Raw genomic sequence first — 25,056 nt, 5'->3', positions numbered from 1 at the left:
CAGGGGTCTAAGCCGGGCAACGCAATGCTGAGGCCAAGGCACTGGCCTCAGTTTCTAGCTAACTCCGTTCAATGGGCATTAGCAAGGATGCTTAGTATCTTGATTCGGCGCGTCTTCGCTTGTCAGAGGGCATCTCCGTGGTCAGGGCGGGGTTGTCTGCGGTCAGCGGTAGGTCCGGTGCAGGTTTTCCTTGGTCGACGCGCGGGCCGAGGCATCGGCGATCCACGGGCCGGTCCCTTCGGACTGGTCCAGCACGCCGGCCTCCAGCCACGTGTAGTCGCCGGCCAGCACCTTGCGCGCGAGGTCGCGGTCGCCGTCGTCGGTGTTGCGCCACAGCTGGTCGAAATATTCGTCCACCCGTACGCGTGCCTGCTCGCAGAAGGCGTCGGCCAGCTCAAAGGCGGTGGCGCCGCGGTCAGGTGCTGTGCGGAGCAGCATCTCGGCGCGGGAGCAGCAGGCCGCCATGGCGAACAGCTCCGCCCCGATGTCCACGATCCGGCCCAGGAATGCCTGTTTGTGTTCCAGCCTGGCCTGCCAGCGGCCCATGCCGTAGAAGGTCTGCCGGGCGAGCCGCCGCGAGGACCGCTCCACGAAACGCAGGTGCTTTGCCAGCCGCCCGAAATCGCTGTAGGACCGCGGATCCATGCCGGCGCCCGCCACCAGTTTGGGCAGCCATTTTGCGTAGAAGCCGGAGGCGCCGACGGCGGCCCGCGCCTTGTCCGAAAGGCTCGCCTCCGCAGAGGCCAGGTCCCCGGCTGCGGCGAGGTGCGCATCCACGGCCTCGCGGGCGATCAGCAAACGCATGATCTCGGACGAGCCCTCGAAGATGCGGTTGATCCGCAGGTCGCGCAGCTGCTGCTCCGCGGGGACGGCCCGCTCGCCGCGGGCCTCAAGCGACTCGGCCGTCTCGAAGCCGCGGCCGCCGCGGATCTGCACAAGTTCGTCCGCGATCCGGCAGCTGATCTCGGTGGACCACAGCTTGGCCAGCGCCGCCTCGATGCGGACGTCCTTCTGCCCGGCGTCGGCCATTTCCGCGGACAGCTCGAACACGGCGTCAAGGGCGAACGCCGTGGCTGCGATGAACGCAATTTTCTTGCTGACTGCTTCATGCTTGCCCACCGGGCGGCCCCACTGCGTGCGGGCATTGGACCATTCCCGCGCGATCTTGAGGCTCCAGCGGCCCGTTGCCACGCAGAGCGCGGGCAGCGAGAGCCTGCCGGTGTTCAGTGTAGTCAGCGCAATCTTCAGGCCCTGGCCTTCACGGCCCAGCCGATTGGCGGCCGGTACACGGACCTGGTGGAACCGGGTCACGCCGTTCTCGATGCCGCGCAGGCCCATGAAGGTGTTGCGGTTCTCCACCGTGATTCCCGGGGAGTCCATTTCGACCACGAAGGCGGTAATGCCGCCCTTGTGGACCGCGCCGTCCGTGTCGGTATGCTGCGGCACCACTGCCATCACCACCACGAGCTCGGCGATCACGCCGTTGGTGGTCCAGAGTTTGACGCCGTCCAGAACGTAAGACCCGCCGTCGGCGCTGGGGACAGCGGTGCTGCCCATCCGCGCGGGGTCGCTGCCGACGTCGGGCTCGGTCAGCAGGAACGCGGTAACCGCCCCCTCCGCACAGCGTGGCAGGTACTTGCGTTTCTGCTCGGGGGTGCCGAATACCTTCACCGGTTCCGGCACGCCGATGGACTGGTGGGCCGAGAGCAGGGCGCCCAGGCTCGGGTGCACCGATCCCAGCAGCGCCAGCGCCCGGCCGTAGTACACCAGGGACAGGCCCAGGCCGCCGTACTCCTGCGGAATTTTCATGCCGAACACGCCCAGCTCTGCCATCCCGACGAGGTACTCGTCGGGAATTTTCGCGTCGCGCTCGATGATCCGTCCGGACATGGTGCGGCAGAACTCCGTCAGCTGTGCCATGAAGGCCTCGCCGCGTTCCACGTCATCGGGTTTGGCGGCGGGCCAGGGATGGATGAGGCCCAGGTCAAAGCTGCCGAGATACAGGCCCTTGGCGAAGCTGGGCCTGGCCCACTCGGTTTCGCGCGCTGCCTCGGCAATGGCGCGTGCGTCCTCTGCGGACGCACCTGCGCCGATCTTCTCCGGAGCGACGGGTGTTTCGGACGCAGGACTATCCACGGGCGGGACGGCGCCAGTGCCGTCGGCAGCCGTGGTGGCGGTAGCTGTGCTGTGACCAGCCCTGCTGTCGGGGGCCTGGCGTTCAGTTGCCTGGCTGTCAGTGGCGGAGCTCACGGGGCATCTCCTCTGACCGGATGACCGGTTCAAAGCCCTGGGTCCGCCGCGGGTGGAGAACCCTTCAGCTGTCCCTCAATGCTACCCGCGGGTAGGTTCCGGTGCTAGGGGACGGCTGCCCCTGAAACTCCGCGGGAAACTCGACTGCGGAGGCGTGGTGCACCAGGCTGTCCCAGGCATGGTTGATCCCGTGGACGGTCCGGAGCAGCGCCGCGGCAATGGCCAGCCAGGCCAGCCTGCCCATGCCCACCAGGACGAGCGCGGCGAATGCCGCCACCGCCACGAAGAGGACAAGTGCCAAGGCAACCATCAGCGTTCCGATGAACACCAAGGTGCCTGTCTCCACTGCACTCAAGTCGAACTGCATGCTTCCCCCTGCGCCGTTGCTGCGGATGGATCAGATCAGTAGCTCGAGACTAGGGCCATGGGCGAAGCTTCCTCCAGCGTCCCGGCCATCCTGTGGCCGCGTTGATACGGGATCGAGACAATACTGCCCCGTAGGTCACGGAGTGATTGCGAAAACCTCATCTGTCACACGCGTAACGTTGCCTGACGGGCACGCGGAGCCGTCTCCGGGGTTGGGGGTAACCGCGGCGCGGGCCGCCCGGGGCTCTGCGTTAACCTTGTAGTTGGCAGTTTTCGGGTTTCCGCTGCCCAGACCATCCCCAAGCTGCCGAAGGAGAGTGTGTGCCCCGGTCCGCTACGTCCTCCGCTGACGCGATCAGCGCCAGGCTCAGGGACCTTGAGCTCCTCACCAAGGGGCCGGCATGGGCCCTCACCCGTTCCGCCCCGTGGGTGATCGCTGTCCTGCAGGCATCCTTCACCCGCACCCGGCCGCAGCTTCCGCTGGAAGAATTCCATGCCGACGTCGACTCCTTCCTTGAGCAGTTGCGCCGCCATGACCCGGGGCTGGGCGGACATGCCAACGGGAAGTCCTTCGGCGATGAGTGGACCCGCAAGCAGTTCCTGACGCGCCGGAACCAGTCGGGGCAGATCGTGTACGAGGTCACCGAGCCGGCCGCCCGCGTGCTGGCGTTCCTGGACAGCCTCTCCAGCGAAAGGTCCACGCTCAACGGGTCCCGGCTGGGAACGCTGCTGGGCGACGTGGAGAAGCTCGCCAACGAGACCAACCCGGACCAGAGCGCCCGGCTGGAAGCGCTGGAGGAGGAGATCGGGGAGCGGCAGCAGCTGATCGAGGACATCAGCTCCGGCGACTTCGACGGCCTCCTCGACGACGACCAGGCTGTGGAAGCAGCCGGCAACATCCTGGACCTCGCCGCCAGCCTGCCCGCGGACTACAAGAAGATGCGTGACCGGATCGAGGAGCTCGTGGGCGAGCTCCGGAACCAGATCATTGAGGAATCCCTGACCAAGGGCGCCACGATGGCCCAGGTTCTTGAAGCGGACAAGCGGCTGCGCCAAAGCCCGGAGGGCAGGACTTTCCGCTCCTTCACCGCCTTCCTCGAGGACCCCCAGCAGCAGCTGCGCTTCCGCTCCGCGATCGGCGAAGTGCTCAGCCGCCAGTTCGCGGACGACCTGTCGCAGGAGGACCGGGAAACCCTGAAAAACCTGGTGGCGGAGCTCCGGCAGCAGCACAGCCAGATCCAGCGCATTTACGGCAAGCTGAGCGAGAGCCTGAACACCTACGTCCAGAGTGACGATTTCCGTCAGTCGGTGCGGCTCCGCAAGGTGCTGCGCGAGGCGGAACAGGCCATCCGGTCCATGCCCTACGAACGCGAACGGCCGGGCCTGGTCCGCGGCCCCGTGCTGTTCAACGCAGGATTCGAATCCCTCGCCATGGTCAAGCTTTTCGACCCGGATGAGTTTGCTGCCCCGCCCAGGCTCGCCGACCCCATCGCCTTCAGCGACTCGGACCGGGTCCGCTCGCCCCGGACCGCCAAGGCCAGGCCGGAGGCGATCCGCGCCGCGGCTGCCGGCGCCTCCACCCTCGCCGAGGCGTGGGAGCAGCTTCCGCCGGAGGAACAGCACATCAACTCCATCCGGGCGCTCCTCTCGCACGCACTCCATACCGGCGCCGGCTTTGACCAGCTGGCGTGGGAGGCCCTCGACTTCGAACAGATAGACGGCACCACCCGCAAGGCATACCTGCCGGTGGTAACGCTCGAGAAGGATTAGCGATGACTGATGAGATTACGACGGCGGACGCCGGGACGCGGGTGGCCGATCCCACCGAAACCCCCACGATTTCGACAAGCTCAGTGAGCCCCCGCGACACGTTTGTGGATGGCGCCGCTCTCTTCCCCGGTGACACGGGTGTGCTTCCCATGAAGGTGCGTCAGGCCCTGGTGAAGCTGTTGAAGGGCCCGTACGTCGACGGCGGCCGGGACGAGAAACTGTGGACAACGTTGCTGGATAACCAGCTGATCCTGCGCAGCCGGCTCTCCGAGCTGTTCCTCACGCTGCAGCTGGACCACGAGCGCAAAATCGCGGTGCTGCGTCCCGTCGACCCGGAGGCAATCGGCGGCAGCGCCCGCTCCAGCATCCTGCGCCAGCAGCGCGCCCTGAGCCGTGTGGAAACCATCGTGCTGCTGCGCCTCCGGCTCCTGCTGGACCGCCACGTCACGGCGCAGACGGACCCCACCATCACCCGCGAAGAAATCGCCGAACTCGTGGCGCACTACCAGCCGGCCGGCCAGCAGGACGCACTGCGCGACTCGGACGTCGTGAACCGCGCGATCACCAAGCTCCTCGCCCGCCAGCTCTTGCTCACCACCGGCCTGGACGACGTCTACACGATCTCGAACGCCCTGCCCTTGGCCCTCCCCTTCGACAACATAGGCGACATCCCCGCCCAAATCGAAGCCCTGATAGCCGCAACGGCTGACCCCACAGGCACCGAAGCCCTGATAGAGCTCGACGGCGACAGTTCCATTCGCTCAGATGACGACACTGACGACGACGCCGATGCGGAGTCAAAGGTAACCACGGCAGACGTAGCGGAGGCAGCCAAGTGAGCATTGCGAGCATGCTGCCGCTGGGCGACGTCGTTAACCCGGGGCAGATGCGCCTGGCCCTGGTGCAGGTGGTCAACTGGGGCACGTTCCACGGCGCCCACACGATGCACGTCGACCGCAATGGCACCCTGCTCACCGGCAACTCGGGCGTGGGGAAGTCGACCCTGTTCGACGCCATGCTGCGGGTGTTCGACGCCCGGCCGCGCTCCAACGAAGCCGCCGCGCAGCGCTCGGGCGCGGTGGAGGACAAGCGGACCACGTTCACGTACATGCGCGGCAAGGTGGGAGACAAAGCCGTCGGGGAGGGATCGGCCAGCGCGTTCCAGCGTCCCGGTGCCACCTGGTCCGCCGTCGCCCTGACATTCGACAACGCGGCGGGCACCAAGGTGACGGTGTCGGCGCTGTTTGACCTGCCCAAGAACGGCACGGAGTCGAGCGTCGGCCGGTACTACCTGATCGACAACAGTCCGCTGGACCTCGGCGCGATCGAGGACATCGCCGAGAAGCGCTTCACCAGGGCTGCGCTGGAGAACATCTTCCCGGACGCCCAGGTCTTTGACGTCCACAAGGCGTTCGCGGAGCGGTTCCGCCGGCTCCTGGGCATCAACTCGGACCAGGCGCTGCCCCTGCTCCGCGTCATCCAGGCCGGAAAGGGCCTGGGCGGCAGCGTGAACACGTTCTTCCGGGACCAGGTGCTGGACGCCCCCGCCACCCTGGCCGCGGCCGACGACGTCGTCGAGGAATTCAGCAACCTCATGTCCATCCGGCAGCGCCTGGAGGATGTCCGGCAGCAGCGCGACCAGCTGGCCCCCGTCCCGGGCCTGAACAGGGAGTACGCCCAGTCGCTGCTGGACGCGAACCGGCTTCGCGAGCTCGCGGGCGAGGAGTTTGAGGCCTACCGGCAGCAGCTTGCCGTCACCGTGCACGAGAAAACGCTCGCCCGCTTCAAGGCGCTGGCCCAGGCGAAGGCCAGGGAGCTCGCAGCGGAACGCGGCGTGCGGGACGGGCTGGCCAAGGAGCTCCGGCAGCTCGAGGCGGACTACAACAACCAGGGCGGCAACGCCATCTCCTCGATCGAGCAGTCCCTCGAGAACGCCCGGGTGGGGCTGAAGCTCCGCCAGCAGGTGGAAGAGGCGGCCCGGCAGGCGCTGACCGACGCGGGCCTGGATCTGGAGTGGACGGCTGAGGGATGGGAGCAGGCGCACGAACAGGCGGCCACCCGCTCGGCTGAGCTGAAGGACGACTCCGCGGCACTGCAGGAGCTTCGCTTCGAGGCCTTCGACGCCCACGCCACGAAGAAGCGCGAGCTTGCCGCGGCCGAGCAGGAGCTTGTGTCGCTGAAAACGCGCAAGTCCCTGCTGCCGCCGTCGAGCATTGAAAACCGGGCCGCGATTGCGGCGGCCACCGGCGTTCCCGAGGAGCAGATGCCGTTCGGCGGCGAGCTGATCGACCTCGCCGAGGGCCAGGAACAGTGGCGGCCCGCCGCTGAACGTGCCCTGCGGAGCCTGGCCACCACGCTGCTTGTTCCGGGTGAGCATTTCGCCGCGGTCACCCGCTACCTGAACGGCCATACCGTGCGCGGCGCCCTGCGCGCGGTGGACGTCTCCAAACCGCTCGCCGGGGCGGCGCTGGCGGTGGAGGACGTGGCCGACGGCGACCTGCTGAGCAAGCTGGACATCCTCACCACCGGGACAAAGGGCGGTTCCGCCGCACAGGCAAGCGTGTGGGTCCGTGAGCGGATCGCCCTCGACTTCGCGTACCCGTGCGTGGAGAACCCCGACGAACTGGCGGCCCTGGACAAGGGCCTGAGCCTCGGCGGCGTGGTCAAACGCAACCGGCACACCGTGGAGAAGGACGACCGGTTCACCAGCCGGCAGGACTACGTCCTCGGGTTCGACAACGCGTCCAAGCTGGAGCTCGTGGCCGGGCAGGTGGAGGACCTTCGCCAGGAACTGGCCAAGGCGGCGCAGCTGGCCCAAAGCCGCGAGGAATCACACCAGGGCATGTCCCGGCAGCTCGAGGCCCTGCGCAGGGTTGCCGAGGACCACCGCCCGTGGGAGCAGGTCTCGGCAGCGGTTGCTGCAGACGAGCTCGGCAGGATTGAACAGCGGCTCAAGGACGCCCTCGCCGCCCAGGCTGACCTCGAACCGCTTCGCGCCAACATCGAAGCGGCGCGCCAGAAACACCAGTCCAGCACCGAGGCCGCCGCGGTGCTGCAGAGCGAATACAGGGCGCTTGACCAGCAGCTCACCGCCTCCGATTCACTGCTGGAAGGCGCACGCATCCGCCTGAACCAGGCTCCGCCGTCGGACTCCACCGCCGCAGCGCTGGCGCCCTACTTCGACGAATTCGGCGACGTCACGGAAATGCACGAACTGGACAACCTCGCCGGCCGGGTGCGGACCCAGCTGCTCGGCGACCTGCACGGTGCAGAGTCCCGCGCCCAAGCCACGTCGGAGCGGCTCACGCGGATCTTCGAAGGCTTCGTCCGCGACTGGGGCACCGCCATTTCGGCCGACCATGGCACGTCCATCGGTGCCGTCGGCGAGTTCGAGGCCCGGTATCACGCAATCATCAATGACGGGCTTCCCGCGCAGGAGGCCGAGTTCCGGCAGTTCTTCAACCAGCGCACGCACGAGTCGTTCAGCACCCTGCTCCACCTGCTGGATGAGGAGCGACGTTCCATCACCAGCAGGATCCTGCCGCTGAACGGGATCCTGTCCGAGGTGAATTTCCACGAGGGCAGCTACCTGGAACTCGACATCAAGCAAACCTTGCCGGCCACGGCCAAGCAGTTCAAGGACGCCATCCAGAACGCGCTGAAGACCCGGCACACCCGGCACGGCAGGACGGACACCGCCCACACCGGCCAGAACGACGACGCCGAACTGACCGCCCGATACAAGTCACTGGAGACGCTGGTGAAGCGGCTGGGGTCGCAGACTCCCGAGGACCGGCGCTGGCGGGCCGAGGTGCTGGATGTGCGAGGCCACCTCTTCATCCAGTGCAAGGAGCACCGCGAAGTGGACGCCCCCGGGAAGAAGGGCGGCAAGCGCACAGACGTGTTCATGCACGCCGACACCGGCTCCATGTCCGGCGGTGAACGACAGCGGTTCACCGCGTTCATCATGGCCGCGGCGCTGAGTTACCAGCTGGGCATCGCCGAGCAGGGCTTCACCACGTACGGCACAGTGATGATGGACGAGGCCTTCGTGCTGGCCTCCGAGGAATTCGCCGGGGCGGGCATCAAGGCGCTGCACGAGTTTGGCTTCCAGCTGCTCCTAGCGGCACCGGAGAACGTCATCGACCTGTCCCGGCACCTTGGCTCGGTCACGGAGATTCTGCGGGACAGGCGCACCAACCGCTCCGGCGTGCTCACCGCCCCCGTTATCACCCCGAAACCGGGTACAGAAGGGCAGTGGCGGTCCGAGGCCAATCCCGTCGATATCGTGCTGCGCTAGTCCATAACGCTTTCGCGTGGTTTATAACAAATCGATGGATTTATTGGGCTGGCCCTAGTGGCGTACCGTTTTGGCGTGCCACTGTGGTGACTCCACCAGTCTTCGCTAAACGCTCCACAGGGTCATGGACACTCCCATGCGGCGGGCAGAGCAGCCCTGTGAGCTTGGCGGCGTCATCATGAAAGGCACCCTCATGCGCCCTGCGTCCCGCGCCCCCCTCGTCTCTGTCCTTGCTGCTGCCGCCGCCCTCTCCCTGGCTGGCTGCGGGGCCGTGGTGTCGGCGGCCCCGTCTTCATCGTCCGCGGCAGCTTTCGCGACGGCACCGGCGTCACCGAGCCCTTCAGTCTCCGCCGCTGCCGGCCCCGGCGGTGCGGCGACGCCGGGGACCACGCCGTCGTCAGCTCCGGCACCTGCCGAGCTGAAGACGTACACGTTCCCGAACGGCCATGTGTCCTTCAAGTACCCGGCCGACTGGAAGGTTGAGCTCTTCACCGGTGCCGGGTCACCGACGGACTCGGCCACGGCCACAGTTGTCGACACGAGCGGCACCGAGCAGGCCACCGTGTACTCCGGACGGGTCGCCGACGGCGTCTCCCACCCGGTGACCCGCACAGTCTACGAGTCCGCGCCGGTTCCGGGACTCGCGGCGCAACCCGCCCCGGCCGCCCACTACGGGTTCTACGTGGACCGGATGGACGGCAACGCGACCTACCGGATGCACCTGGCGGCAGGGGTGCCCCAGCCGGGGCAGGGATCGGCCCTCGACGGCATCATCCGCGCCGGGGACGGCGTCATCCTGGCTGATGTGAAGTTCATCGAGAAGCCCTTCACCAATGACGCCGCGGCCAAGTCCTGGCTGGCAGGCGCCGAGGGGCAGGCCCTCAAGGCGCTGCTGCTGAGCATCTCGTACAGCTAGCTAACCTCCGCTGGTTGAGCTGGGCTGAACCAGGGGGTCCGCGTTCAGGGGGCGTTAGGAATGTGCGGCCGTGCAGGCGTCGATCGGCGCCTGCACGATCCCGCCGTAGTAGGCCACCAGCTCGTCAAAGTCCCAGCCGTCGAAGAGTCCCAGGGTCCGCACGGTTTCGCCGAAGCCGGTCATCAGCGCGGTGACAGTCGACGCGTAGCGGCGGTCCGGCGTCGTATCCCCGATCAGCTGTGCGATGCTGCCGACGTAGCGTTCGCGCAGCTCGTTCCGCGCCGCTTCGGGATCCGGGGCATCGTGAACATTTATCGGAATAATGGCCCACGGCTCGTGCATGCCGCGTTCCCGCCGCATCAGCACGCGGAAGACCAGGGCGCCGCCGAGCTCGGAGGCCGGCACGGTCAGTTCGGTGAGCAGCGACTCGTCCGGCTGCACCGCCGCGAACAGCTTGGCCTTGGAGATGAACAGTTTCATCACCAGGGCCGCCGAAACCCCGGCCTCCGCGGCGATGTCGCGGACGGTCACGGCCCGGTAGCCGCGTTCGCCGAACAGTCGCCCGGCCGCGGTGAGGATGGTTTCCTGGCTGGGGCTGCTCATGCGCGCACCGGCTCCCCGCCGATCCCTTCTGCGCTGTTCACTTGAGGGACGCGTTCAGCGGCTAGGTCCACGGTCACGGACCGGTTGTCGACGGCGAGCTTCCGCGCCACGGCTTGATGAGTCACGGGATGAAGCATAGCCACTATGTAGCGTCCGGCGGCGGGCAGCGGAAGCGTGTACACGCCGTCGTCGTCCGTCCTTGCGGTGTCCACATGCTCCCCGGTGGCGTGCAGCAGCGTCACGACGGCGCCGGTCACGGGCTCGCGGCCGATGGCCGCCCGGCCCCTGATTTCCAGCCGCTCCTGCAGGAGGAAGTTCTGCCTCAGCGTGCGCCCGTCGAAATCGAAGACCTCGGCCATCGGCGCCCAGCCCGCCGCGTTGGCCACCACGAGGTACTTCCCGGCGCCAGGCAGCGCCACCGAATAGTTGCCGTCAGTGTCCACCCGGCTCCAGTCGACCGGCTCGCCCTTCGTCTGGAGGACGGTGACGACGGCGGGAGTGAGCGGGCGGTGGTCGGGTGCCAGGACGCGCCCCTGCACCACCAGTTCTGCTGCTGCCGGCGCGGCGGGGCGGTGGCTGGTGATGCGCGGAATGAAAATGGCGGCGAGAACGGAGGCGGCGGAAGCCAGCGCGGCCATCCAGAACACATCCCGGAACGCATCGAACGAGGGCAACCGGGCGGCGCCGAGCGGAATGGTGACCGAGGTCAGTACTGCGGCGACGGCGGCGCTGGAGGTCGACGTGCCAATAGAGCGGACCAGGCTGTTGAGGCCGTTGGCGGAGGCGGTCTCCGTGATCGGGACGGCGCCCATGATCAGCGTCGGCATGGCGGCATAGGCAATGGCCGTGCCGACGCTCACCACGGTGGAACCAATGATTACCCAGGTGATGGAGTCGTAAAAGAAGACCCGGCCCACGTACCCGACGATCATCACGGCCGCTCCCGTCATCAGGGCGGACCTGCCGCCGAAGCGTCGGATGATGCCGCCGGACACCGGGGCGAACACCACCATGGCCAGCCCGGAGGGCACCATACACAGGCCTGCCGTGATGACGCTCAGTTCAAACCCGTAGCCAGTGGCGGCGGGGAGCTGGAGCTGCTGGGTGGTGAGGAGCATGTTGGCGAACATCGCGAAACCGATCAGCAGCGACGCGAGGTTGGTCATCAGGACAGGCCTCCGCGCCGTGGTGCGAAGGTCCACCATGGGCTGGCCCACCCTGAGCTCGTAGGGAATCCAGGCGGCCAGCAGCAGCGCCGCCGCGAGGAACAGCAGCAGCACGGGTTCCGAGCCCCAGCCCCAGGCGCCGCCCTTGGAAATGGCCAGCAGCAGTGATCCCAGCGCGGCGGAGAGCACCAGCGCGCCCGCGTAGTCGAAGCGGCCGGGAGTGCGCACCTTGGACTCCGGAACCACGAGCACAACCGCCAGCAGCAGCAGCGCGCCGGCGGCCGCGGAGACCCAGAAAATTGACGTCCAGCCGAGGCTTTCATAGAGCAGGCCGGCGAGCGGCAGGCCCATGGCGCTGCCGATGCCAAGGGTGGCGCTCATGAGTGCCACCGCGGAGCCCATCTTTTCCTTGGGCAGTTCATCGCGCATGATGCTGATGCCCGCCGGGATCAGTGACGCGGAGAACCCCTGAAGCGCCCGCCCGATAATCAGCCACAGGAAGGTCCCGCCCAGGGCGGCCATGACCGAACCGGCCACCATGATGGCCAGGCAGATAACCATCATCTTCCGCTTGCCGTACATGTCGGCGCTGCGGGACACGATCGGAGTGGCGACGGCGCTGGCCAGGAGCGTGGCGGTCACCAGCCAGGACGCGTCGTCTGGAGTGACCGACAGGATCCGCGGAAAGTCGGGCAGCAGCGGCACCACCAGGGTCTGCATGAGTGCCACGAGCGTGCCGCTGAGCGCAAGGACGGTGGTGATGGCGGACGGGCTGCGGGTCGGCTTCGGGGCAGAGAGTGCAGGGGAAGGGGGTGCTGTCATGTGCGCGGCAGGCCTTTGTGGAGGGTATGTGCCCGAGCGGGTGAACGGGCGTTTACTCCTTCAAGTGAACCATTGTTCACCCTTTGCTGGCAAGGCCGTTTACAGTAACTCTGGCCACTCGGGGCAATTACGTGACGCAAACCTTTCGTAATGCACGAAAGGATAGGCTAGCCTTACTTAGGTTCGCTTCATTCACCTAAGGAGTTCCGTGACTTCCCCCCTCTTCCCCGGCTGGTCCGCCGTTACCGGCGGCACCGCTGCCGCTGGCACCACACGCCGCTCCCTCCTCAAGACCGCCGGCAAGGCCACCGCCGTCCTCGCCGCCGCGGCGCTCTCCCTGGCCGCATGCTCCACCGGGCCGGCCGCTTCTTCTGCTTCGGAAGCCAGCGCCACTTCATCCGCCAGTGCGCAGTTCCCGGTCACCATCAAGCACGTCTTTGGCGAAACCACCATCAAGGAGCAGCCCAAGCGCGTCGTCACGGTCTCCTGGGTCAACGACGACGTTGCCATCGCGCTGGGCGTGGTTCCGGTGGGCGTGCCCAAGAACGAGTGGGGCGGCAACGCCAAGGGCTCGACGCCGTGGAAGGACGCCGCGCTGGAGGAGCTCGGCGCCGGCTTCGGGTCGGACAAGGCGCCGGTCCAGTTCTCCGAGGCCGACGGCATCAACTTCACTGAGATCGCCAAGCTCAATCCGGACGTCATCCTGGGTGCCTACTCCGGCCTGACGGAAGAGGACTACAAGAAGCTCAGCGAAATCGCCCCCGTGGTTGCGCATCCCGAGCTGGCCTACGGCACCTCCTGGCAGGACTCCACGAGCATCATCGGCAAGGCGCTGGGCAAGGAAGCCGAAGCCACGAAGCTGATCGCCGACACCGAGGCCACCGTCAAGGACAAGGTCGCTGCCTACCCGCAGCTCGCGGGAAAGAGCTTCATCTACGGAAACCTCGAGCCGGCCAAGAGCGACGGCGTGAACGTGTACACCGCCAACGACAACCGTCCGCGCTTCCTCAGCGAGATCGGCATGAAGCTTGCCCCGGTGGTGGAGGAGAACTCGAAGGGATCCAAGGAATTCTTCATCGAGTGGTCGGCGGAGAAGGCCAACGAACTCGAGTCCGACATTTTCGTGACCTGGGTTCCGGACGCCAAGACCACCGATTCCATCAAGTCGGACCCGCTGCTGGGCCAGATCCCGGCCGTCAAGAACGGTGCCATGGTCGCCGACTCGGACAACACGCTCACCCTGTCCATCTCGGCCTCCTCGCCGCTGAGCCTGCCGTGGTCGCTGGACACGTTCCTGCCGCAGCTGGCGAAGGCCGCCGACGCGGTCTAGACAGGCAACTTCCCATGACACCGAGCACGGCGCCGGCGCCCACCACCCGGCGCGAACGTACACTTGGGGCGCCTGCGGCCGCAGCTGAGGGGGCACAACTGTCCGTTCGCGCCCAGCCCGCGCGCAAGGTCCCCGGGCCGCGCGCCGCCTGGCTGCTGGCCGCCGTCGTCGTGCTCGTTGTTGTCTGTTGCGCCTCACTTGCCGTCGGCGCCCGCGGCCTGCCCCTGGAAACCGTCTCGGAGGCCCTGATCCGGTTCAACCCGGCGGACGGCGACCATGCCGTGGTGCACGCCCGGATCCCGCGGACCGTCCTCGGCCTGCTCGCCGGTGCAGCGCTGGGCCTGGCGGGCGCAGCCATGCAGGGCGTCGCCCGCAACCCGCTGGCCGACCCGGGCATCATCGGCGTCAACGCCGGTGCCGCGCTTGCCGTGGTCACCGGGATCTACGTCTTCGGCGTCTCCTCCCTGACCGGCTACATCTGGTTCGCGTTCATCGGCGCGGCCGCTGCCGCCGTCGTCGTTTACCTCATCGCGTCCATGGGCCGGGACGGTGCGACGCCGGTCAAGCTCGCCCTGGCGGGCGCCGCACTGAGCGCGGGGCTGTTCTCGCTGATGAACGTCATCCTGGTATCCAGCCAGGACACCCTGGACCGTTTCCGCTTCTGGCAGGTGGGTGGCATTGCGGGGCGCGACTGGTCCGTGGTGCTGCCCGGGCTGCCGTTCCTCGTCGTGGGGGCACTGATCGTGCTTGTGGCCGGAAGGGTCCTCAACAGCCTGGCGCTCGGCGAGGACGTCGCCCGCGGCCTGGGCCAAAATGTCGGCCTGGCGCGGGCGGTCACCGCGCTGGGCATCGTCCTGCTGTGCGGTTCGGCGACCGCGCTGGCAGGCCCCATCGGATTCGTGGGCCTCGTTGTTCCGCACGCCGTCCGCTCCCTGACCGGCCCCGACTACCGCTGGATTTTGCCGTTCTCCGCCGTGCTCGCACCCGTGCTGCTGCTGGTGGCAGACATCGTGGGCCGCGTAGTCCTGCTTCCCGGCGAGGTTCCGGCCGGCATCATGACCGCCCTGGTCGGCGCGCCCGTCTTCGTTTGGCTGGTCCGCCGCGGCAAGGCGGCAGGCCTGTGACCTTCGACGTGAACACCAGGATGCGGGAACGGGCAGATAATGCCCTCAAAACCGCTGAAACAGGGCCTTATCTGCCCGTTCGCGCTTCGAACCGGGGGCGGAGCCTGCTGAGCCGGTGCCTGCTGAACCGGACGGCGGTACTGGCCGCCGGCGTCGTGCTTCTGTTGGCCGCCAGCATCCTGCTGGGCAGCTACACCGTGACCATCCCCGACTTCTTCAAAATCCTCGCCACCCACTTCACCGGCGGCGAGAAGATCCCCGGCGCCAGCTTCATCGTGATGGAGGCCAAGCTGCCACGGGCAGTCATCGGCACGCTGATCGGGGTGGCCTTCGGGCTCTCGGGCGCGCTGTTCCAGACCATGCTCCGCAACCCGCTGGCCAGCCCGGACGTGATCGGCATCAGCTATGGCGCCAGCGCTGCAGCGGTACTGGCCATCGTGGTGTTCGGGGCCTCCGGTGCCGTGGTGTCCGGGTCTGCGCTCGGCGGTGGGATGGCCGTGGCAGCGCTGATTTACGGCATCTCCCGCACCGGTTCCCTGGGTCTCGGCGGCGGCAACCGCGGGAACGCGGCCGGCAACCGCCTCGTCCTTGCCGGCGTGGGCATCGCCGCCGCGCTGCACGCCATGGTCAGCTTCCTCATGACCCGGGCCGACATCCGCACCGCCGCGGAGGCGCTGATTTGGATCAACGGCTCGCTTAACTCCGCCAGCTGGGACCGTGCGGGCGTGCTGGCCCTGACGCTGGTGGTCCTGGTCCCGGTCGCCGCACTGCTGGCCGGACCGCTGCGCATCCTCGAATTGGGGGACGACGCCGCCGCGGGACTCGGCATCCGCGTGGCCGCGACCCGGCTGGGTCTGGTGCTCACCGCCGTCGCGCTCGCCGCAGTGGCGACGGCGGCCGCCGGGCCGGTGGCGTTCGTCGCCTTTCTGGCCGGCCCCATCGCGCGCCGCTTCACCGGCCGCGCCAGCCTCCCGGCGTCGGCCCTGGTGGGCGCCCTGATCGTCCTGGCGGCGGACTATTTCGCCGCCAATATCGCCCCGCTGCTGCTGGACGGCACCGTCCTGCCGGTCGGCGTCGTCACCGGCGCCCTCGGGGCCCCGTTCCTGCTGTGGCTCCTGGTCACGTCCAACCGAAAGGATGCCTGATGGCTGTTCTGCATGCCCGGGACCTCACCCTGCAGTACGACCAGCGCCGGGTCGTGGAAAACCTCACGGCGGAGATTCCCGAGGGTAGGGTGACCATGATCGTGGGCGCCAATGCCTGCGGAAAATCCACGCTGCTGCGGGGGCTGTCCCGGCTCCTGAAGCCGGCCGGCGGCACGGTCACCCTCGACGGCAAGGACATCCACACCCGCCCGGCGCGCGAACTGGCACGCACCCTTGGCCTGCTCCCGCAGCACCCGACGGCGCCGGACGGCATCACCGTGCGAGACCTGGTGGGGCGCGGGCGGTACCCGCACCAAGGCTTCTTCCGCAGCTGGTCGGAGAGGGACGACGCCGCCGTGCAGCGCGCGCTGGAAGCCACCGAAACGCTGGAGCTCGCCGGGCGGAACGTCGACGAACTCTCCGGCGGACAGCGCCAGCGGGTGTGGATTGCCATGGCGCTCGCCCAGGAAACGGACGTGCTGCTGCTCGACGAGCCCACCACTTACCTGGACCTGGCGCACCAGGTTGAGGTGCTGGACCTGGTCACCGACCTCAACCGCCAGCGCGGCACGACCGTGGCGATTGTGCTGCACGACCTCAACCTCGCGGCGCGGTACGCCGACCATGTCATCGCCCTGAAGGCCGGGCAGATCGTCGCCGAGGGCGCAGCGTCCAGCGTGATTACCGAGGAGCTGGTGCGGAACGTCTTCGGGCTGGACTCCCGGGTGGTGCCGGACCCGGTGTCCGGCACTCCGCTGGTCATCCCCCTCGGCAGGCACCACGCCGACCCAAAAGTTCCGACCCCGACCCTGGAGATGGCCTCATGAGTGCAAAACAGAATGGTTCCGCCCGCACCTCCATCGCGGACCGTCCCGGCCTCGCCACCGAGCCGATGACCCTCGCGTTTGATGTCACCGTCTCGGCCGTGCAGGAGCTGAGCCCGAACTTCCGGCGCGTGACGTTCGGCGGCTACTCGCTGCGCGACTTCGGTGTCCACGGGGACAGCCTGGACCTGCGCATCAAACTCATGATCCCGTCGCTGGCGCCGGACGGCAGCCGGCTTCCGCTGCCAAAGTTCCGGATGGAGGAGAGCGGTTGGTACCAGGAGTGGCTGGCCATGGATCCGGCCACCCGCGGCTCCATGCGCACCTACACCGTCCGGCAGGCCCGGCTGGACGCCGTCTACCCGGAGATCGACGTCGACTTCGTGATGCATTTCGACGCCGATGGCAACGGCGGTCCCGCGGCGAACTGGGCGCTCACGGCCAAGCCGGGCGACGCCCTCGCCCTGATCGGGCCGAACAACCGGGCGGCGCACTGCGTCACCGCAGAGACGTATTCGGGCATCGAATGGCGGCCGGGCCTGGCCGGGCATGTGCTCCTGGCCGGCGACGAGACGGCTGTCCCAGCGATCAGCGCCATTCTCGAAAGCCTGCCCGGCTACATGACCGGGCATGCCTTCCTGGAAGTGCCGGAGGCCGGTGACTTCCTGGACCTGGAAACGGCGGCCGACGTCGAAATCACCTGGCTGGCACGCGGCGCCTCGATCGGCAGATCCCGGCCGCACGGCGAGCTCCTGCAGGAGGCGGTGCGCGCGGCTGTCCCCGTGCCGGGCTGGGTGGGCATCAAGTCCGCTGACGCCGCCGGCCCGGAGCCCGACGACGTGAACGTTGACCAGGAGATCCTCTGGGAAACCCCGGCCCGTCTCGGTGCCGCCGCGGTCAGCGCCACGAAGAACCCCGACAAGCCTGCCGGCGCCCTGCCGTTCTACGCATGGATCGCCGGGGAAGCCGGGGTTATCAAGGAGATGCGGCGCTACCTGGTCCGCGACGTCGGGATCGACCGGAAGCAGGTGGCGTTCATGGGGTACTGGCGGCAGGGCAAGGCCGAGCTCTGACCTTATCTGCGCCGTCGTGCGGTCCGCCTCCGCCGCCACCGCCGACCCTCCCGGATGCTTCCTCAGGTTTCGTCGCTTGGATCCGGACGCTTCCTCAGGTTTTGTCGCTTGGACCCGGACGCTTCCTCAGTTGCAATGTCGGGGCGGCGACGTTCATCTGGTGTTTCCCCAGGTGTTGCTCCGCGTGTGTACCTTGTCCGGGTGGGTGACTCTCCTTTGCTTCCGGACCGGGGCAGGCGGCGGGTGTTCGTTGCCCTGGGGGACTCGTTCACCGAGGGCGTGGGCGACCGGAGTTCCAGGCTGCCGAACGGGGTGCGGGGCTGGGCGGACCGTGTGGCGGAGAAGCTGGCCAAGGCAGAACCCGGCTGGCATTACGCCAACCTGGCCATCAGGAGCAAGCGGCTGCGCCACATCGTGGATGAGCAACTGGAGCAGGCGATCGCCATGGAGCCCACACTCATCACCCTCTATGCCGGCGGCAACGACATCCTGGACTTCGGCACGGACATGGACCAGCTCCTGGCCCAGTACGAGGAACTGGTGGCCCGGCTGACGGCCACCGGCGCCACACTGGTCCTGTTCACGGGGTTCGACGTCAAAGTGTCCGCGGTGCTCGAGCCGCTGAAGAAGCGCAACACCCTGTACAACCGGCGAGTCCGGGAGCTCGCCGCCAAATACGGGGCTGTCCTCGTGGACTACTGGTGTTTCGAAGCCTTCCACGACCACAGGATGTGGGACACCGACCGGCTGCACATGTCCAAGGCCGGGCACAAGTACCTCGCGGCCCAGGTCCTCGACCACCTCGGCGTGCCGCACAAGATCACCCTCAAGGAATGGGAGCCACCAGCCAAGGTGACTCTCCGCGACTGGGAGCGCCGGCAGCGGCGCTGGATGAATGACTGGGTGCTGCCGCTGTTTGGCCGGAAGCTGCGTGGCGTCACACTGGGCGACAACCTTAGCCCCCGGTGGCCGCAGCCGGTAAAGGTTCCGCGGAAAGGCGGCCTGAAAAAGCTGATGGAGCCGGACGGTCGCGGACGCGCAGGCTAGTCCAGCAGGTTCTCGAACCCGGGCGCAGTGCGGTTTGCGGCGAATTCCATGACCTCGAAGTCGGCGACGCCGTGCACATTGAACGGGTCCTTGGCCAAGGACCCGTCGAGCGTTGGACGGTCTGCCCTGGAGAGCAGCACGCCTCCCGTGCGCGGTACCTTGCGCCCGGCGGCGATGAAGACGCCCTCGTCGAAGGCAGCCTTCAGCCAGTCCACGTGGGCATCCAGGTGCTGGTCCACGATCTCTTGGGCAACTTTGTAGGTCAGGGAAACTACGTACATGACCGCCAGCCTACCGCCAGAGCCTTGGCCGCCCGGCGACTCGCCGCCGCCGGAACCAGCCTTGAACCGTCAAGCGTCAGTTCTCCTAGGATGGAGTAATGACCGAACCGCGCTGGCTCAACGCCAATGAACGCCGGGCATGGCTTGCCCTGCTGAGCATCAACACCATGCTGCCCGCGTCGCTCGATACCCAGCTGCATGCTGCCGGCAAAGTGTCGCTGTTCGACTACAACGTGCTGGCGATGCTTTCCGAGGCCGAGGGGCGCTTCCTGCCGATGAGCGAGCTGGCGGCGCGGACCAGCGCCTCCCTCTCCCGGCTCTCCCATGTGGTTACCAAACTCCAGAACCGCGGCTGGGTGGAACGCCGGCCGCATCCCGGCGACGCACGCGTCACCACCGCGCACCTCACCGAACAGGGCATCGCCACCATCGTTGAACTGGCCCCGGGACACGTCGAATCCGTGCGCTCGCTGTTCCTCGACGCCCTGACTGAGCGTGATGTTGCGGACCTCGCCCGCATCGGCGAAAAGATTGTGGCCCGCCTGGACAGCAATCACTGGATCCTCCGCGAGCGGCAGCAGTAGCAGCACCCAGGCAGTCACCCGGCAGCAGCTGTGCACACGGACCCGTCTTGGTTGCTCCCGGCAACGGGTGGCAGACTTGCTCCCATGGATTTCACGGCCCGCTATGTTGCCCTCGGAGATTCGTTCACGGAGGGCGTCGGCGACGACGACCCGGCGCGGCCCAACGGGCTCCGTGGCTGGGCTGACCGGGTGGCGGAGCAACTGGCCGTGGCTGACCCCGGCTTCGGCTATGCCAACCTTGCCATCCGCGGCCGCAAGCTGCGGCAGATCCTGGCCGAGCAGGTGGACGCCGCCATCGCGCTCAATCCCACACTGGTGACCCTTTACGCCGGTGCCAACGACATTCTCCGGCCCAAGATCGACATCGACGACCTGCTCGCGGACTACGAAAAAGCCGTCGGGAAGCTCGCAGCCACGGGTGCCACCGTGGTGCTGTTCACGGGCTTCGACGCGCGGGGCTCGAAGGTCTTCGGCACCATGCGGGGGCGTACGGCCATCTACAACGAACTCGTGCGGGGCATAGCCGGGGACCACGGCGCCCTGCTGGTGGACTACTGGCGCTTCAACGAGTACTACGACTGGGGCATGTGGGCCAAGGACCGGATGCACATGTCCGCCGCCGGGCACGCGAACATGGCCAAGCGTGTCCTGACGGTCCTCGAGCACGAGCACTCCATCGAGGTCCCGCCGATGACCCCCGTCCCGGAGCTCAGCAAGGCGGAGGCGCTGCGGGCTAACGCCCGTTGGGTCCGGGAATTCGCCGCACCGTGGGTGGTCCGGCGGGTCACGGGTAAGTCCTCCGGTGACAATCTCCACCCCAGGTACGCGCAGCTCACCCGGCTCTAGACCAGTTCTAAGCGGGCAGGGCCCGCCGCCCGGTTCGGTCCCGGTTCGAGCCGAAACTACCGCCGGAACCCGCCCGTCGCCAGCAGCTCACCATTTGCGCGGACGGCCAGCGCCTCGATGTCCCACATGGCGGTGGCGCGGTTGAGCATGGGAACCCCGCCCGCCACGATCGCGGTTGCCAGCACATCGGCCATGACCACGTCCGCTGCGGCGACGGAAACCTGCCGGAATTCCGCGGCCCCGGCCGTGACACTCCAGATGTGGTCCCCGCGCTCAGCGGAACCGGAGGTGGCCAGCGCCGCCCGGGTCCCGCCGTCGGCCGTCATTTCACCCAGCGGAGCCGGACCGGATGGAGACAAACTCTGCGGAGGCGAACCCAGTGCCGCCCCGCCCAGCGGGAATCCGGCGAGCAGGGTCCTCCGGTCCGCCGGGTCAACGATTCCCGCCCGCCAGGGCACATCGGTGCCGGGATTGGGGGAGCCGCTGACCAGCACGTCCCCGCCGGCGTTCAGGCACCAGTTGGCCATGCCGAGCGCCAGCAGCGACATGCCGGCTTCCCGGATGGCGTGCCCCTTAACGATTCCGGAGAGATCCAGCGCCCCGTCCGGGCGTTCCGCCGTGAACGCCCCCTCGGTGAGGAGCCTCCACTCGGCTGCCTCCTCATACCGCGCCCGCATTTCTGCCGACGCCTCCGGCAGCGCGAGTTCGTCGCGCACCAGCCGGCTCGCCTCCGAATCGGGGCGGTAGAGGCTGAAGATGCTGTCCAGGTCCGTGAACAGGCGTTCGACGACGGCGGTCGCCGCTTCCAGCTCATCCGCCGCCGCCTGGGGTGCTTTGTGTGCGTCCGTCGGGACAGTCAGGCTGATGACAGTTCCCATGCAGGTGAAGGTCCGGGCACGGAGCCGGTGCGGGGTCTCAGAGGTTTGCTGCATCGAGGGCCGCCTGGAGGGAGGTGAGGTAAGCGTCGCTGGTCACGGTGGCGCCGCCCACGGTCTGCACGTCGGCGGACTGTGCCTGAAGCACCTCGTCGCGAAGAACCGGGGCGGCATAGTTGCTGATCTGCACGGACCGGCCCTCGGCGTCGGTGAGTTTCAGGGCCGTGACGTCGGTGACCTGCCCGGCCTTCACTGTGATCTGGACCTGCACGGTGCCGAAGCGGGTCTGGACCACATCGCCGTCGTACGTGCCGCCGGCCTTCGCCGCCGCACCGGCGGCTCCGGATGCGCCCGTCGCTCCCGAGTTGCCCGTCGTCCCGGAACCGCCGGTCGTCGCGGACGACGCCGCGGATTCGGACGACGCCGCACCGCTGCTGCCAGTGGTTCCCGTCCCCGAAGCCTGATTTCCCGTTGCTGCGGCCGCGATCGCGCTGCGGGTATCGGCCCCATGGACACCTGATTGCCAGCCGACCAGGAGGATGCCGGCCGAAGCCAGGGCTGCTGAAACTGCTGCTCTGATTCTCACCAGTCGAACCTTTCGTGATGGAGTTGACCTTCCTTGACGCCGGAGGCGCGGGCGGCGTTCAGGACGTTGCCTGCCCACCGGGAGGGCCCGCATACATAGACGTCGGCGTGGGCGATTTCCGGAACGTAGTCCGCCAGCGCGTACCCGGCCCGGTGCTCGGAGGCCGGAAGCCAGCTGTCGGGTGAGGCGGGATCGCGTCCGCCGGTCAGGTGGAACAGGGTGGCGCCGCGCTGCCGGCACAGTTCGAGGATTTCCTCGCCCAGGTAGAGCTCCTGGTTGCTGTGCCCGCGGAGCAGGACCGTGGCCTGGCCTGGGGCGAAAGGGGTGGTCTCCAGGAGGGCCCGGAATGGCGTAATGCCGATTCCGGCGCCGATCATGACCACGCGGTCCCTGCTGCGAGCTGCGGAGCTGAAAAGTCCGTAGGGCCCCTCGACGGCCACCTTCGTTCCGCGTCGCAGCCTTAGCAGTTGCGCGGAGCCCCGGCCGAGATCACGAACCGTGATCCGCAGCCGCCCGTGCCCATCAGGTCCTTTCCGCACCGGCTCTGCTGACAGGCTGAAGGGGTGCGTATGCCACCACAGCCCGGGGGCGAGGAAGCGCCAGATGAAGAACCGCCCGCCGTTGCCGGCCAGCGAGCCGACCTGCAGGCCGCTCATTTCGATGTTGACCACCCCGGGGGCCACAGAGGTGACGCGCTCAACCGTGAGCTGGTGCCTGAAGGTTGCCCGCACAGGCTGGATGACCCGGTAGTAAAGCAGGGCGGCCCCGGTGGCGATGCAGATGCCGAGCCAGTACCAGCGCTGCCAGGTTCCGACGGCGAACAGACCGCCCACGCTGAACTGGTGCGGCAGCGAGGTGAGCACGGCACCATAGGTGAGCAGATGCACGGCGTACCAGAATTCATACGGGAACCGCCTGCGGACCGCCACCAGGGAGGTGACCACAACCGCGATGAAGAGGGCCAGGGAGATGAAGGCGAGCCACATGTCGGGAATCAGCACCCAGAGCGCCACGGCTTCACTGACCGGGTCGAGCCCTTCTGCCATGCCGTAGCCCACCGCGATGAGGAGTCCGTGGGCCAGCAGCAGGTACAGCGAGGGTTTCCCTAGCTTCCGGTGAAACTCCAGCGCCCGGTCATGCCCTACCGCGCCGTCAATGAAGGGAATCCTGGCGGCCAGCAGCAGCATGAGCAGTACCAGGTCCATGCCGGCAAGGCCCGCGACAATGCCCAGCGCCGTGATCATGCCCGCCGGCGAAGACGCCGCCGTCAGGCCCCCGTCGGCAAGCCAGAGAGCGACCGCAGCGGCCAACGAGGACCAGGCCGTCACCGTCAGGACATCGGCGCGGAGGAGCCTGCGCCGGTGCTGGCTGGCGAAACGGCCGGCCTCCCGAACCGGAGCAGGCCCGTGGGCCGGGCGCATCGGGGTGCCGGTCCCGGGGGAGGGCAGGAGTTGTGTGTTCATGGCTCAAGATTCCGCCGCGACCCTTTGACTTTGCTGTGAAGAGCCTTCTTTCCGGATATGTCTTGGAAGAAGGCCCTCGACGGCGGGGCGGCCCTGGCGACGACGGGCGGTCGGAGGGCCGCCGGTCCCGGAGGCCCGGGGCTGCCTTATAGCACCGTTTCCCCCGGATTGGTCTTTAATTCGGGTGTCTCGTAGACTTGGTTGGCGCTAGGTGGCGCGGAGCGTGTGCAATTGCTCCGGCTTGCGGTGGCTGTTGGCAGTATTCACAGTCCTGGAGGCCGGTAGTTAGGGGCTCAAGTTGCGTGCATTCCTGTATTCGCCCAGTATCCCGGCACTTCGCAGTGGCTTCCATTGCCAGGTGTTCGTGGTTCATCGTATTCCGCCGCAGTAAACCCGGTTCGCCGGTGTTGAAACGTGCGGGCGCGTGAGGCTGGATGCGGACGCCGCCTGCCGCACGGTGAAGCAGAACTCTGCCAGCCGTTTCATTCATTTTCAGAGGAGAGTCGTCATGGCAGCACACTGCCAGGTGACCGGAGCCGAGCCGGGCTTTGGACACAGCATTTCGCACTCGCACCGCCGCAACAAGCGCCGGTTCGACCCGAACATCCAGAAGAAGCGCTACTGGGTTCCGTCCCTGCGCCGTAATGTCACTCTGCAGGTCTCTGCAAAGGGCATTAAGACCATCGACGTACGCGGCATCGACGTTGTCGTCGCCGCCATCCTGGCACGAGGAGTGAAGCTCTAGTGGCAAAGGACAAGGACGTACGTCCGATCATCAAGCTCAAGTCGACCGCGGGCACGGGTTACACCTACGTAACCCGTAAGAACCGTCGTAACGATCCGGACCGTTTGGTCCTGAAGAAGTACGACCCCAAGATCCGCCAGCACGTCGAATTCCGAGAGGAGCGCTAAACACATGGCTAAGAAGTCCAAGATTGCTCGCAACGAGCAGCGCAAGGTCATCGTTGAGCGTTACGCTGCAAAGCGCCTCGAGCTGAAGAAGACCCTGGTTGATCCGAACGCGACTGACGAAGCACGCGAAGCTGCACGCCTCGGCCTGCAGAAGCTGCCCCGCAACGCCTCCCCGATCCGTCTGCGTAACCGCGACATCATCGACGGCCGTCCGCGCGGTACCTTCCAGAAGTTCGGTATCTCCCGTGTTCGCTTCCGCGACATGGCTCACCGCGGTGAGCTCCCGGGCATCACCAAGTCTTCCTGGTAATTCAGCACCGCTGATTCCAGCTGCTTGAGGAGGGCCGGCAACCACATGGTTGCCGGCCCTCTTTTGCGTTAACCGGGCTCGTTTACGGCAATAGCTGGGTGTGGGTGACGCACCACACAGAACGGAATGACGACGCCGGAGGCTCACCAAGGTGCCCTCGCGCACCATTCCGCCGCGGAAACGCGGGGATCCCATGCTCTTGGGAGGGCGGTTTGCGGTGCGGCGGCAGCGGGTGTATTGTTTTCTAAGTCGCCGCGAGGGAGACAGCGAAGAGCTGGTAACCGCGGGCGGCCAAATCCCCGAAATCAAGACCATGATCTGGTGACTTTTGAGGTCGCTTGAGTGTGGTGGGGCTGGTTTTCCTGCCGGTGAGGATCCTGAAACACGGATTTGCATCGGGGAGTGAAGCCGGGTAAGTTTGAAAAGTTGCTCCGGAGCGATCCTGAACGTTGGTTTGGGTGGT

The 25,056-nt window shown here is 67.3% G+C and carries 24 protein-coding genes; 15 read left to right on the top strand and 9 right to left on the bottom strand.

The window, feature by feature from the left end:
* Nucleotides 1-162 precede the first annotated feature (162 nt).
* On the bottom strand, nucleotides 163-2,136 hold the full coding sequence (locus CXZ05_RS20910) for an acyl-CoA dehydrogenase family protein (RefSeq protein WP_102974405.1): 1,974 nt from the start codon (nucleotides 2,134-2,136) through the stop codon (nucleotides 163-165).
* A 178-nt stretch (nucleotides 2,137-2,314) separates the two neighbouring features.
* Nucleotides 2,315-2,617, bottom strand: a complete 303-nt coding sequence (locus tag CXZ05_RS20905) for a hypothetical protein (RefSeq protein ID WP_102974376.1) — start codon at nucleotides 2,615-2,617, stop codon at nucleotides 2,315-2,317.
* Nucleotides 2,618-2,937: 320 nt separating this feature from the next.
* On the opposite strand from CXZ05_RS20905, the gene CXZ05_RS20900 reads away from it, so the two are divergent.
* From CXZ05_RS20900 to CXZ05_RS20885, 4 genes are all read left to right on the top strand, one after another.
* The gene (locus CXZ05_RS20900) at nucleotides 2,938-4,386 is read left to right on the top strand and encodes a DUF3375 family protein (protein ID WP_102974375.1); all 1,449 of its coding nucleotides are present in this window, start codon (nucleotides 2,938-2,940) and stop codon (nucleotides 4,384-4,386) included.
* A gap of 2 nt (nucleotides 4,387-4,388) precedes the next feature.
* Nucleotides 4,389-5,225, top strand: coding sequence for a DUF4194 domain-containing protein (locus CXZ05_RS20895; RefSeq protein WP_102974374.1), 837 nt, complete (start codon nucleotides 4,389-4,391; stop codon nucleotides 5,223-5,225).
* Nucleotides 5,222-8,686, top strand: coding sequence for an ATP-binding protein (locus tag CXZ05_RS20890; protein WP_102974373.1), 3,465 nt, complete (start codon nucleotides 5,222-5,224; stop codon nucleotides 8,684-8,686). The genes CXZ05_RS20895 and CXZ05_RS20890 overlap by 4 nt, the downstream gene beginning before the upstream one ends.
* A gap of 124 nt (nucleotides 8,687-8,810) precedes the next feature.
* Complete coding sequence (locus CXZ05_RS20885) at nucleotides 8,811-9,602, top strand: hypothetical protein (protein ID WP_258006675.1); 792 nt, start codon at nucleotides 8,811-8,813, stop codon at nucleotides 9,600-9,602.
* Between the two features lie 54 nt (nucleotides 9,603-9,656).
* Here the strand turns inward: CXZ05_RS20885 and CXZ05_RS20880 are convergent, their stop codons facing one another.
* Together CXZ05_RS20880 and CXZ05_RS20875 are read right to left on the bottom strand one after the other, a co-directional pair.
* Nucleotides 9,657-10,205, bottom strand: a complete 549-nt coding sequence (locus CXZ05_RS20880) for a TetR/AcrR family transcriptional regulator (protein ID WP_102974372.1) — start codon at nucleotides 10,203-10,205, stop codon at nucleotides 9,657-9,659.
* Nucleotides 10,202-12,193, bottom strand: coding sequence for an MFS transporter (locus CXZ05_RS20875; RefSeq protein WP_102974371.1), 1,992 nt, complete (start codon nucleotides 12,191-12,193; stop codon nucleotides 10,202-10,204). The genes CXZ05_RS20880 and CXZ05_RS20875 overlap by 4 nt, the downstream gene beginning before the upstream one ends.
* 208 nt (nucleotides 12,194-12,401) lie before the next feature.
* On the opposite strand from CXZ05_RS20875, the gene CXZ05_RS20870 reads away from it, so the two are divergent.
* The 6 genes from CXZ05_RS20870 (at nucleotide 12,402) to CXZ05_RS20845 (ending at nucleotide 18,736) form a co-directional block, all read left to right on the top strand.
* A complete protein-coding gene (locus CXZ05_RS20870) occupies nucleotides 12,402-13,523 on the top strand; it encodes an iron-siderophore ABC transporter substrate-binding protein (protein ID WP_102974370.1) in 1,122 nt (373 codons plus the stop codon).
* 14 nt (nucleotides 13,524-13,537) lie between these two features.
* Complete coding sequence (locus CXZ05_RS20865) at nucleotides 13,538-14,647, top strand: iron ABC transporter permease (RefSeq protein WP_102974369.1); 1,110 nt, start codon at nucleotides 13,538-13,540, stop codon at nucleotides 14,645-14,647.
* A gap of 20 nt (nucleotides 14,648-14,667) precedes the next feature.
* Nucleotides 14,668-15,792: a FecCD family ABC transporter permease gene (locus tag CXZ05_RS20860; RefSeq protein ID WP_374754682.1), complete on the top strand. Its 1,125-nt coding sequence runs from the start codon at nucleotides 14,668-14,670 to the stop codon at nucleotides 15,790-15,792.
* The gene (locus CXZ05_RS20855) at nucleotides 15,792-16,619 is read left to right on the top strand and encodes an ABC transporter ATP-binding protein (protein WP_102974368.1); all 828 of its coding nucleotides are present in this window, start codon (nucleotides 15,792-15,794) and stop codon (nucleotides 16,617-16,619) included. The genes CXZ05_RS20860 and CXZ05_RS20855 overlap by 1 nt, the downstream gene beginning before the upstream one ends.
* Nucleotides 16,616-17,689, top strand: coding sequence for a siderophore-interacting protein (locus tag CXZ05_RS20850; protein ID WP_374754681.1), 1,074 nt, complete (start codon nucleotides 16,616-16,618; stop codon nucleotides 17,687-17,689). Before CXZ05_RS20855 ends, CXZ05_RS20850 begins: the two co-directional genes overlap by 4 nt.
* Nucleotides 17,690-17,890: 201 nt before the next feature.
* Nucleotides 17,891-18,736, top strand: a complete 846-nt coding sequence (locus CXZ05_RS20845) for an SGNH/GDSL hydrolase family protein (RefSeq protein ID WP_258006674.1) — start codon at nucleotides 17,891-17,893, stop codon at nucleotides 18,734-18,736.
* Here CXZ05_RS20845 and CXZ05_RS20840 read toward each other — a convergent pair.
* Complete coding sequence (locus CXZ05_RS20840) at nucleotides 18,733-19,017, bottom strand: YciI family protein (RefSeq protein ID WP_102974366.1); 285 nt, start codon at nucleotides 19,015-19,017, stop codon at nucleotides 18,733-18,735. The genes CXZ05_RS20845 and CXZ05_RS20840 overlap by 4 nt on opposite strands.
* Nucleotides 19,018-19,115: 98 nt before the next feature.
* Between CXZ05_RS20840 and CXZ05_RS20835 the strand changes: the two genes are divergently transcribed.
* Nucleotides 19,116-19,601, top strand: a complete 486-nt coding sequence (locus tag CXZ05_RS20835) for a MarR family winged helix-turn-helix transcriptional regulator (RefSeq protein WP_102974365.1) — start codon at nucleotides 19,116-19,118, stop codon at nucleotides 19,599-19,601.
* Between the two features lie 84 nt (nucleotides 19,602-19,685).
* Nucleotides 19,686-20,447, top strand: a complete 762-nt coding sequence (locus tag CXZ05_RS20830; RefSeq protein ID WP_102974364.1) for an SGNH/GDSL hydrolase family protein — start codon at nucleotides 19,686-19,688, stop codon at nucleotides 20,445-20,447.
* Nucleotides 20,448-20,503: 56 nt separating this feature from the next.
* Here CXZ05_RS20830 and CXZ05_RS20825 read toward each other — a convergent pair whose 3' ends face one another.
* The 3 genes from CXZ05_RS20825 to CXZ05_RS20815 are packed head-to-tail and all read right to left on the bottom strand — an operon-like array spanning nucleotide 20,504 to nucleotide 23,371.
* Entirely contained in the window at nucleotides 20,504-21,379 is an 876-nt protein-coding gene (locus tag CXZ05_RS20825; protein ID WP_258006673.1) for an FAD:protein FMN transferase, read from the bottom strand.
* On the bottom strand, nucleotides 21,363-21,908 hold the full coding sequence (locus tag CXZ05_RS20820; RefSeq protein WP_180987481.1) for an FMN-binding protein: 546 nt from the start codon (nucleotides 21,906-21,908) through the stop codon (nucleotides 21,363-21,365). The genes CXZ05_RS20825 and CXZ05_RS20820 overlap by 17 nt, the downstream gene beginning before the upstream one ends.
* Entirely contained in the window at nucleotides 21,905-23,371 is a 1,467-nt protein-coding gene (locus CXZ05_RS20815) for a ferric reductase-like transmembrane domain-containing protein (RefSeq protein ID WP_102974362.1), read from the bottom strand. Before CXZ05_RS20815 ends, CXZ05_RS20820 begins: the two co-directional genes overlap by 4 nt.
* Before the next feature lie 508 nt (nucleotides 23,372-23,879).
* Between CXZ05_RS20815 and rpmB the strand changes: the two genes are divergently transcribed.
* The 3 genes from rpmB to rpsN are packed head-to-tail and all read left to right on the top strand — an operon-like array spanning nucleotide 23,880 to nucleotide 24,593.
* On the top strand, nucleotides 23,880-24,116 hold the full coding sequence (gene rpmB, locus CXZ05_RS20810; RefSeq protein WP_050687447.1) for a 50S ribosomal protein L28: 237 nt from the start codon (nucleotides 23,880-23,882) through the stop codon (nucleotides 24,114-24,116).
* Nucleotides 24,116-24,283: a 50S ribosomal protein L33 gene (gene rpmG / locus CXZ05_RS20805; RefSeq protein WP_003798558.1), complete on the top strand. Its 168-nt coding sequence runs from the start codon at nucleotides 24,116-24,118 to the stop codon at nucleotides 24,281-24,283. The genes rpmB and rpmG overlap by 1 nt, the downstream gene beginning before the upstream one ends.
* Nucleotides 24,284-24,287: 4 nt before the next feature.
* Complete coding sequence (gene rpsN / locus CXZ05_RS20800) at nucleotides 24,288-24,593, top strand: 30S ribosomal protein S14 (RefSeq protein WP_003798555.1); 306 nt, start codon at nucleotides 24,288-24,290, stop codon at nucleotides 24,591-24,593.
* Between the two features lie 244 nt (nucleotides 24,594-24,837).
* Here rpsN and CXZ05_RS23290 read toward each other — a convergent pair.
* A partial coding sequence (locus CXZ05_RS23290) for a hypothetical protein (protein WP_219726576.1) occupies nucleotides 24,838-25,056 on the bottom strand: 219 nt, incomplete at its 5' end.

Source organism: Arthrobacter sp. AFG20 (assembly GCF_002892795.1).
Taxonomy (GTDB): domain Bacteria; phylum Actinomycetota; class Actinomycetes; order Actinomycetales; family Micrococcaceae; genus Arthrobacter.
Note: the sequence above shows the minus strand (reverse complement) of the source record. Positions and strands in the feature narration are given on the sequence as shown.

Coding starts and splice junctions, on each gene's coding strand:
- CXZ05_RS20895 (WP_102974374.1), top strand. CDS start 4,389: ATGACTGATGAGATTACGACGGCGGACGCCGGGACGCGGGTGGCCGAT.
- CXZ05_RS20875 (WP_102974371.1), bottom strand. CDS start 12,193: ATGACAGCACCCCCTTCCCCTGCACTCTCTGCCCCGAAGCCGACCCGC.
- CXZ05_RS20860 (WP_374754682.1), top strand. CDS start 14,668: ATGCGGGAACGGGCAGATAATGCCCTCAAAACCGCTGAAACAGGGCCT.
- CXZ05_RS20905 (WP_102974376.1), bottom strand. CDS start 2,617: ATGCAGTTCGACTTGAGTGCAGTGGAGACAGGCACCTTGGTGTTCATC.
- rpmB (WP_050687447.1), top strand. CDS start 23,880: ATGGCAGCACACTGCCAGGTGACCGGAGCCGAGCCGGGCTTTGGACAC.
- CXZ05_RS20880 (WP_102974372.1), bottom strand. CDS start 10,205: ATGAGCAGCCCCAGCCAGGAAACCATCCTCACCGCGGCCGGGCGACTG.
- CXZ05_RS20835 (WP_102974365.1), top strand. CDS start 19,116: ATGACCGAACCGCGCTGGCTCAACGCCAATGAACGCCGGGCATGGCTT.
- CXZ05_RS20885 (WP_258006675.1), top strand. CDS start 8,811: ATGGACACTCCCATGCGGCGGGCAGAGCAGCCCTGTGAGCTTGGCGGC.
- rpsN (WP_003798555.1), top strand. CDS start 24,288: ATGGCTAAGAAGTCCAAGATTGCTCGCAACGAGCAGCGCAAGGTCATC.
- CXZ05_RS20840 (WP_102974366.1), bottom strand. CDS start 19,017: ATGTACGTAGTTTCCCTGACCTACAAAGTTGCCCAAGAGATCGTGGAC.
- CXZ05_RS20850 (WP_374754681.1), top strand. CDS start 16,616: ATGAGTGCAAAACAGAATGGTTCCGCCCGCACCTCCATCGCGGACCGT.
- CXZ05_RS20830 (WP_102974364.1), top strand. CDS start 19,686: ATGGATTTCACGGCCCGCTATGTTGCCCTCGGAGATTCGTTCACGGAG.
- CXZ05_RS20825 (WP_258006673.1), bottom strand. CDS start 21,379: ATGCAGCAAACCTCTGAGACCCCGCACCGGCTCCGTGCCCGGACCTTC.
- CXZ05_RS20865 (WP_102974369.1), top strand. CDS start 13,538: ATGACACCGAGCACGGCGCCGGCGCCCACCACCCGGCGCGAACGTACA.
- CXZ05_RS20855 (WP_102974368.1), top strand. CDS start 15,792: ATGGCTGTTCTGCATGCCCGGGACCTCACCCTGCAGTACGACCAGCGC.
- CXZ05_RS20815 (WP_102974362.1), bottom strand. CDS start 23,371: ATGAACACACAACTCCTGCCCTCCCCCGGGACCGGCACCCCGATGCGC.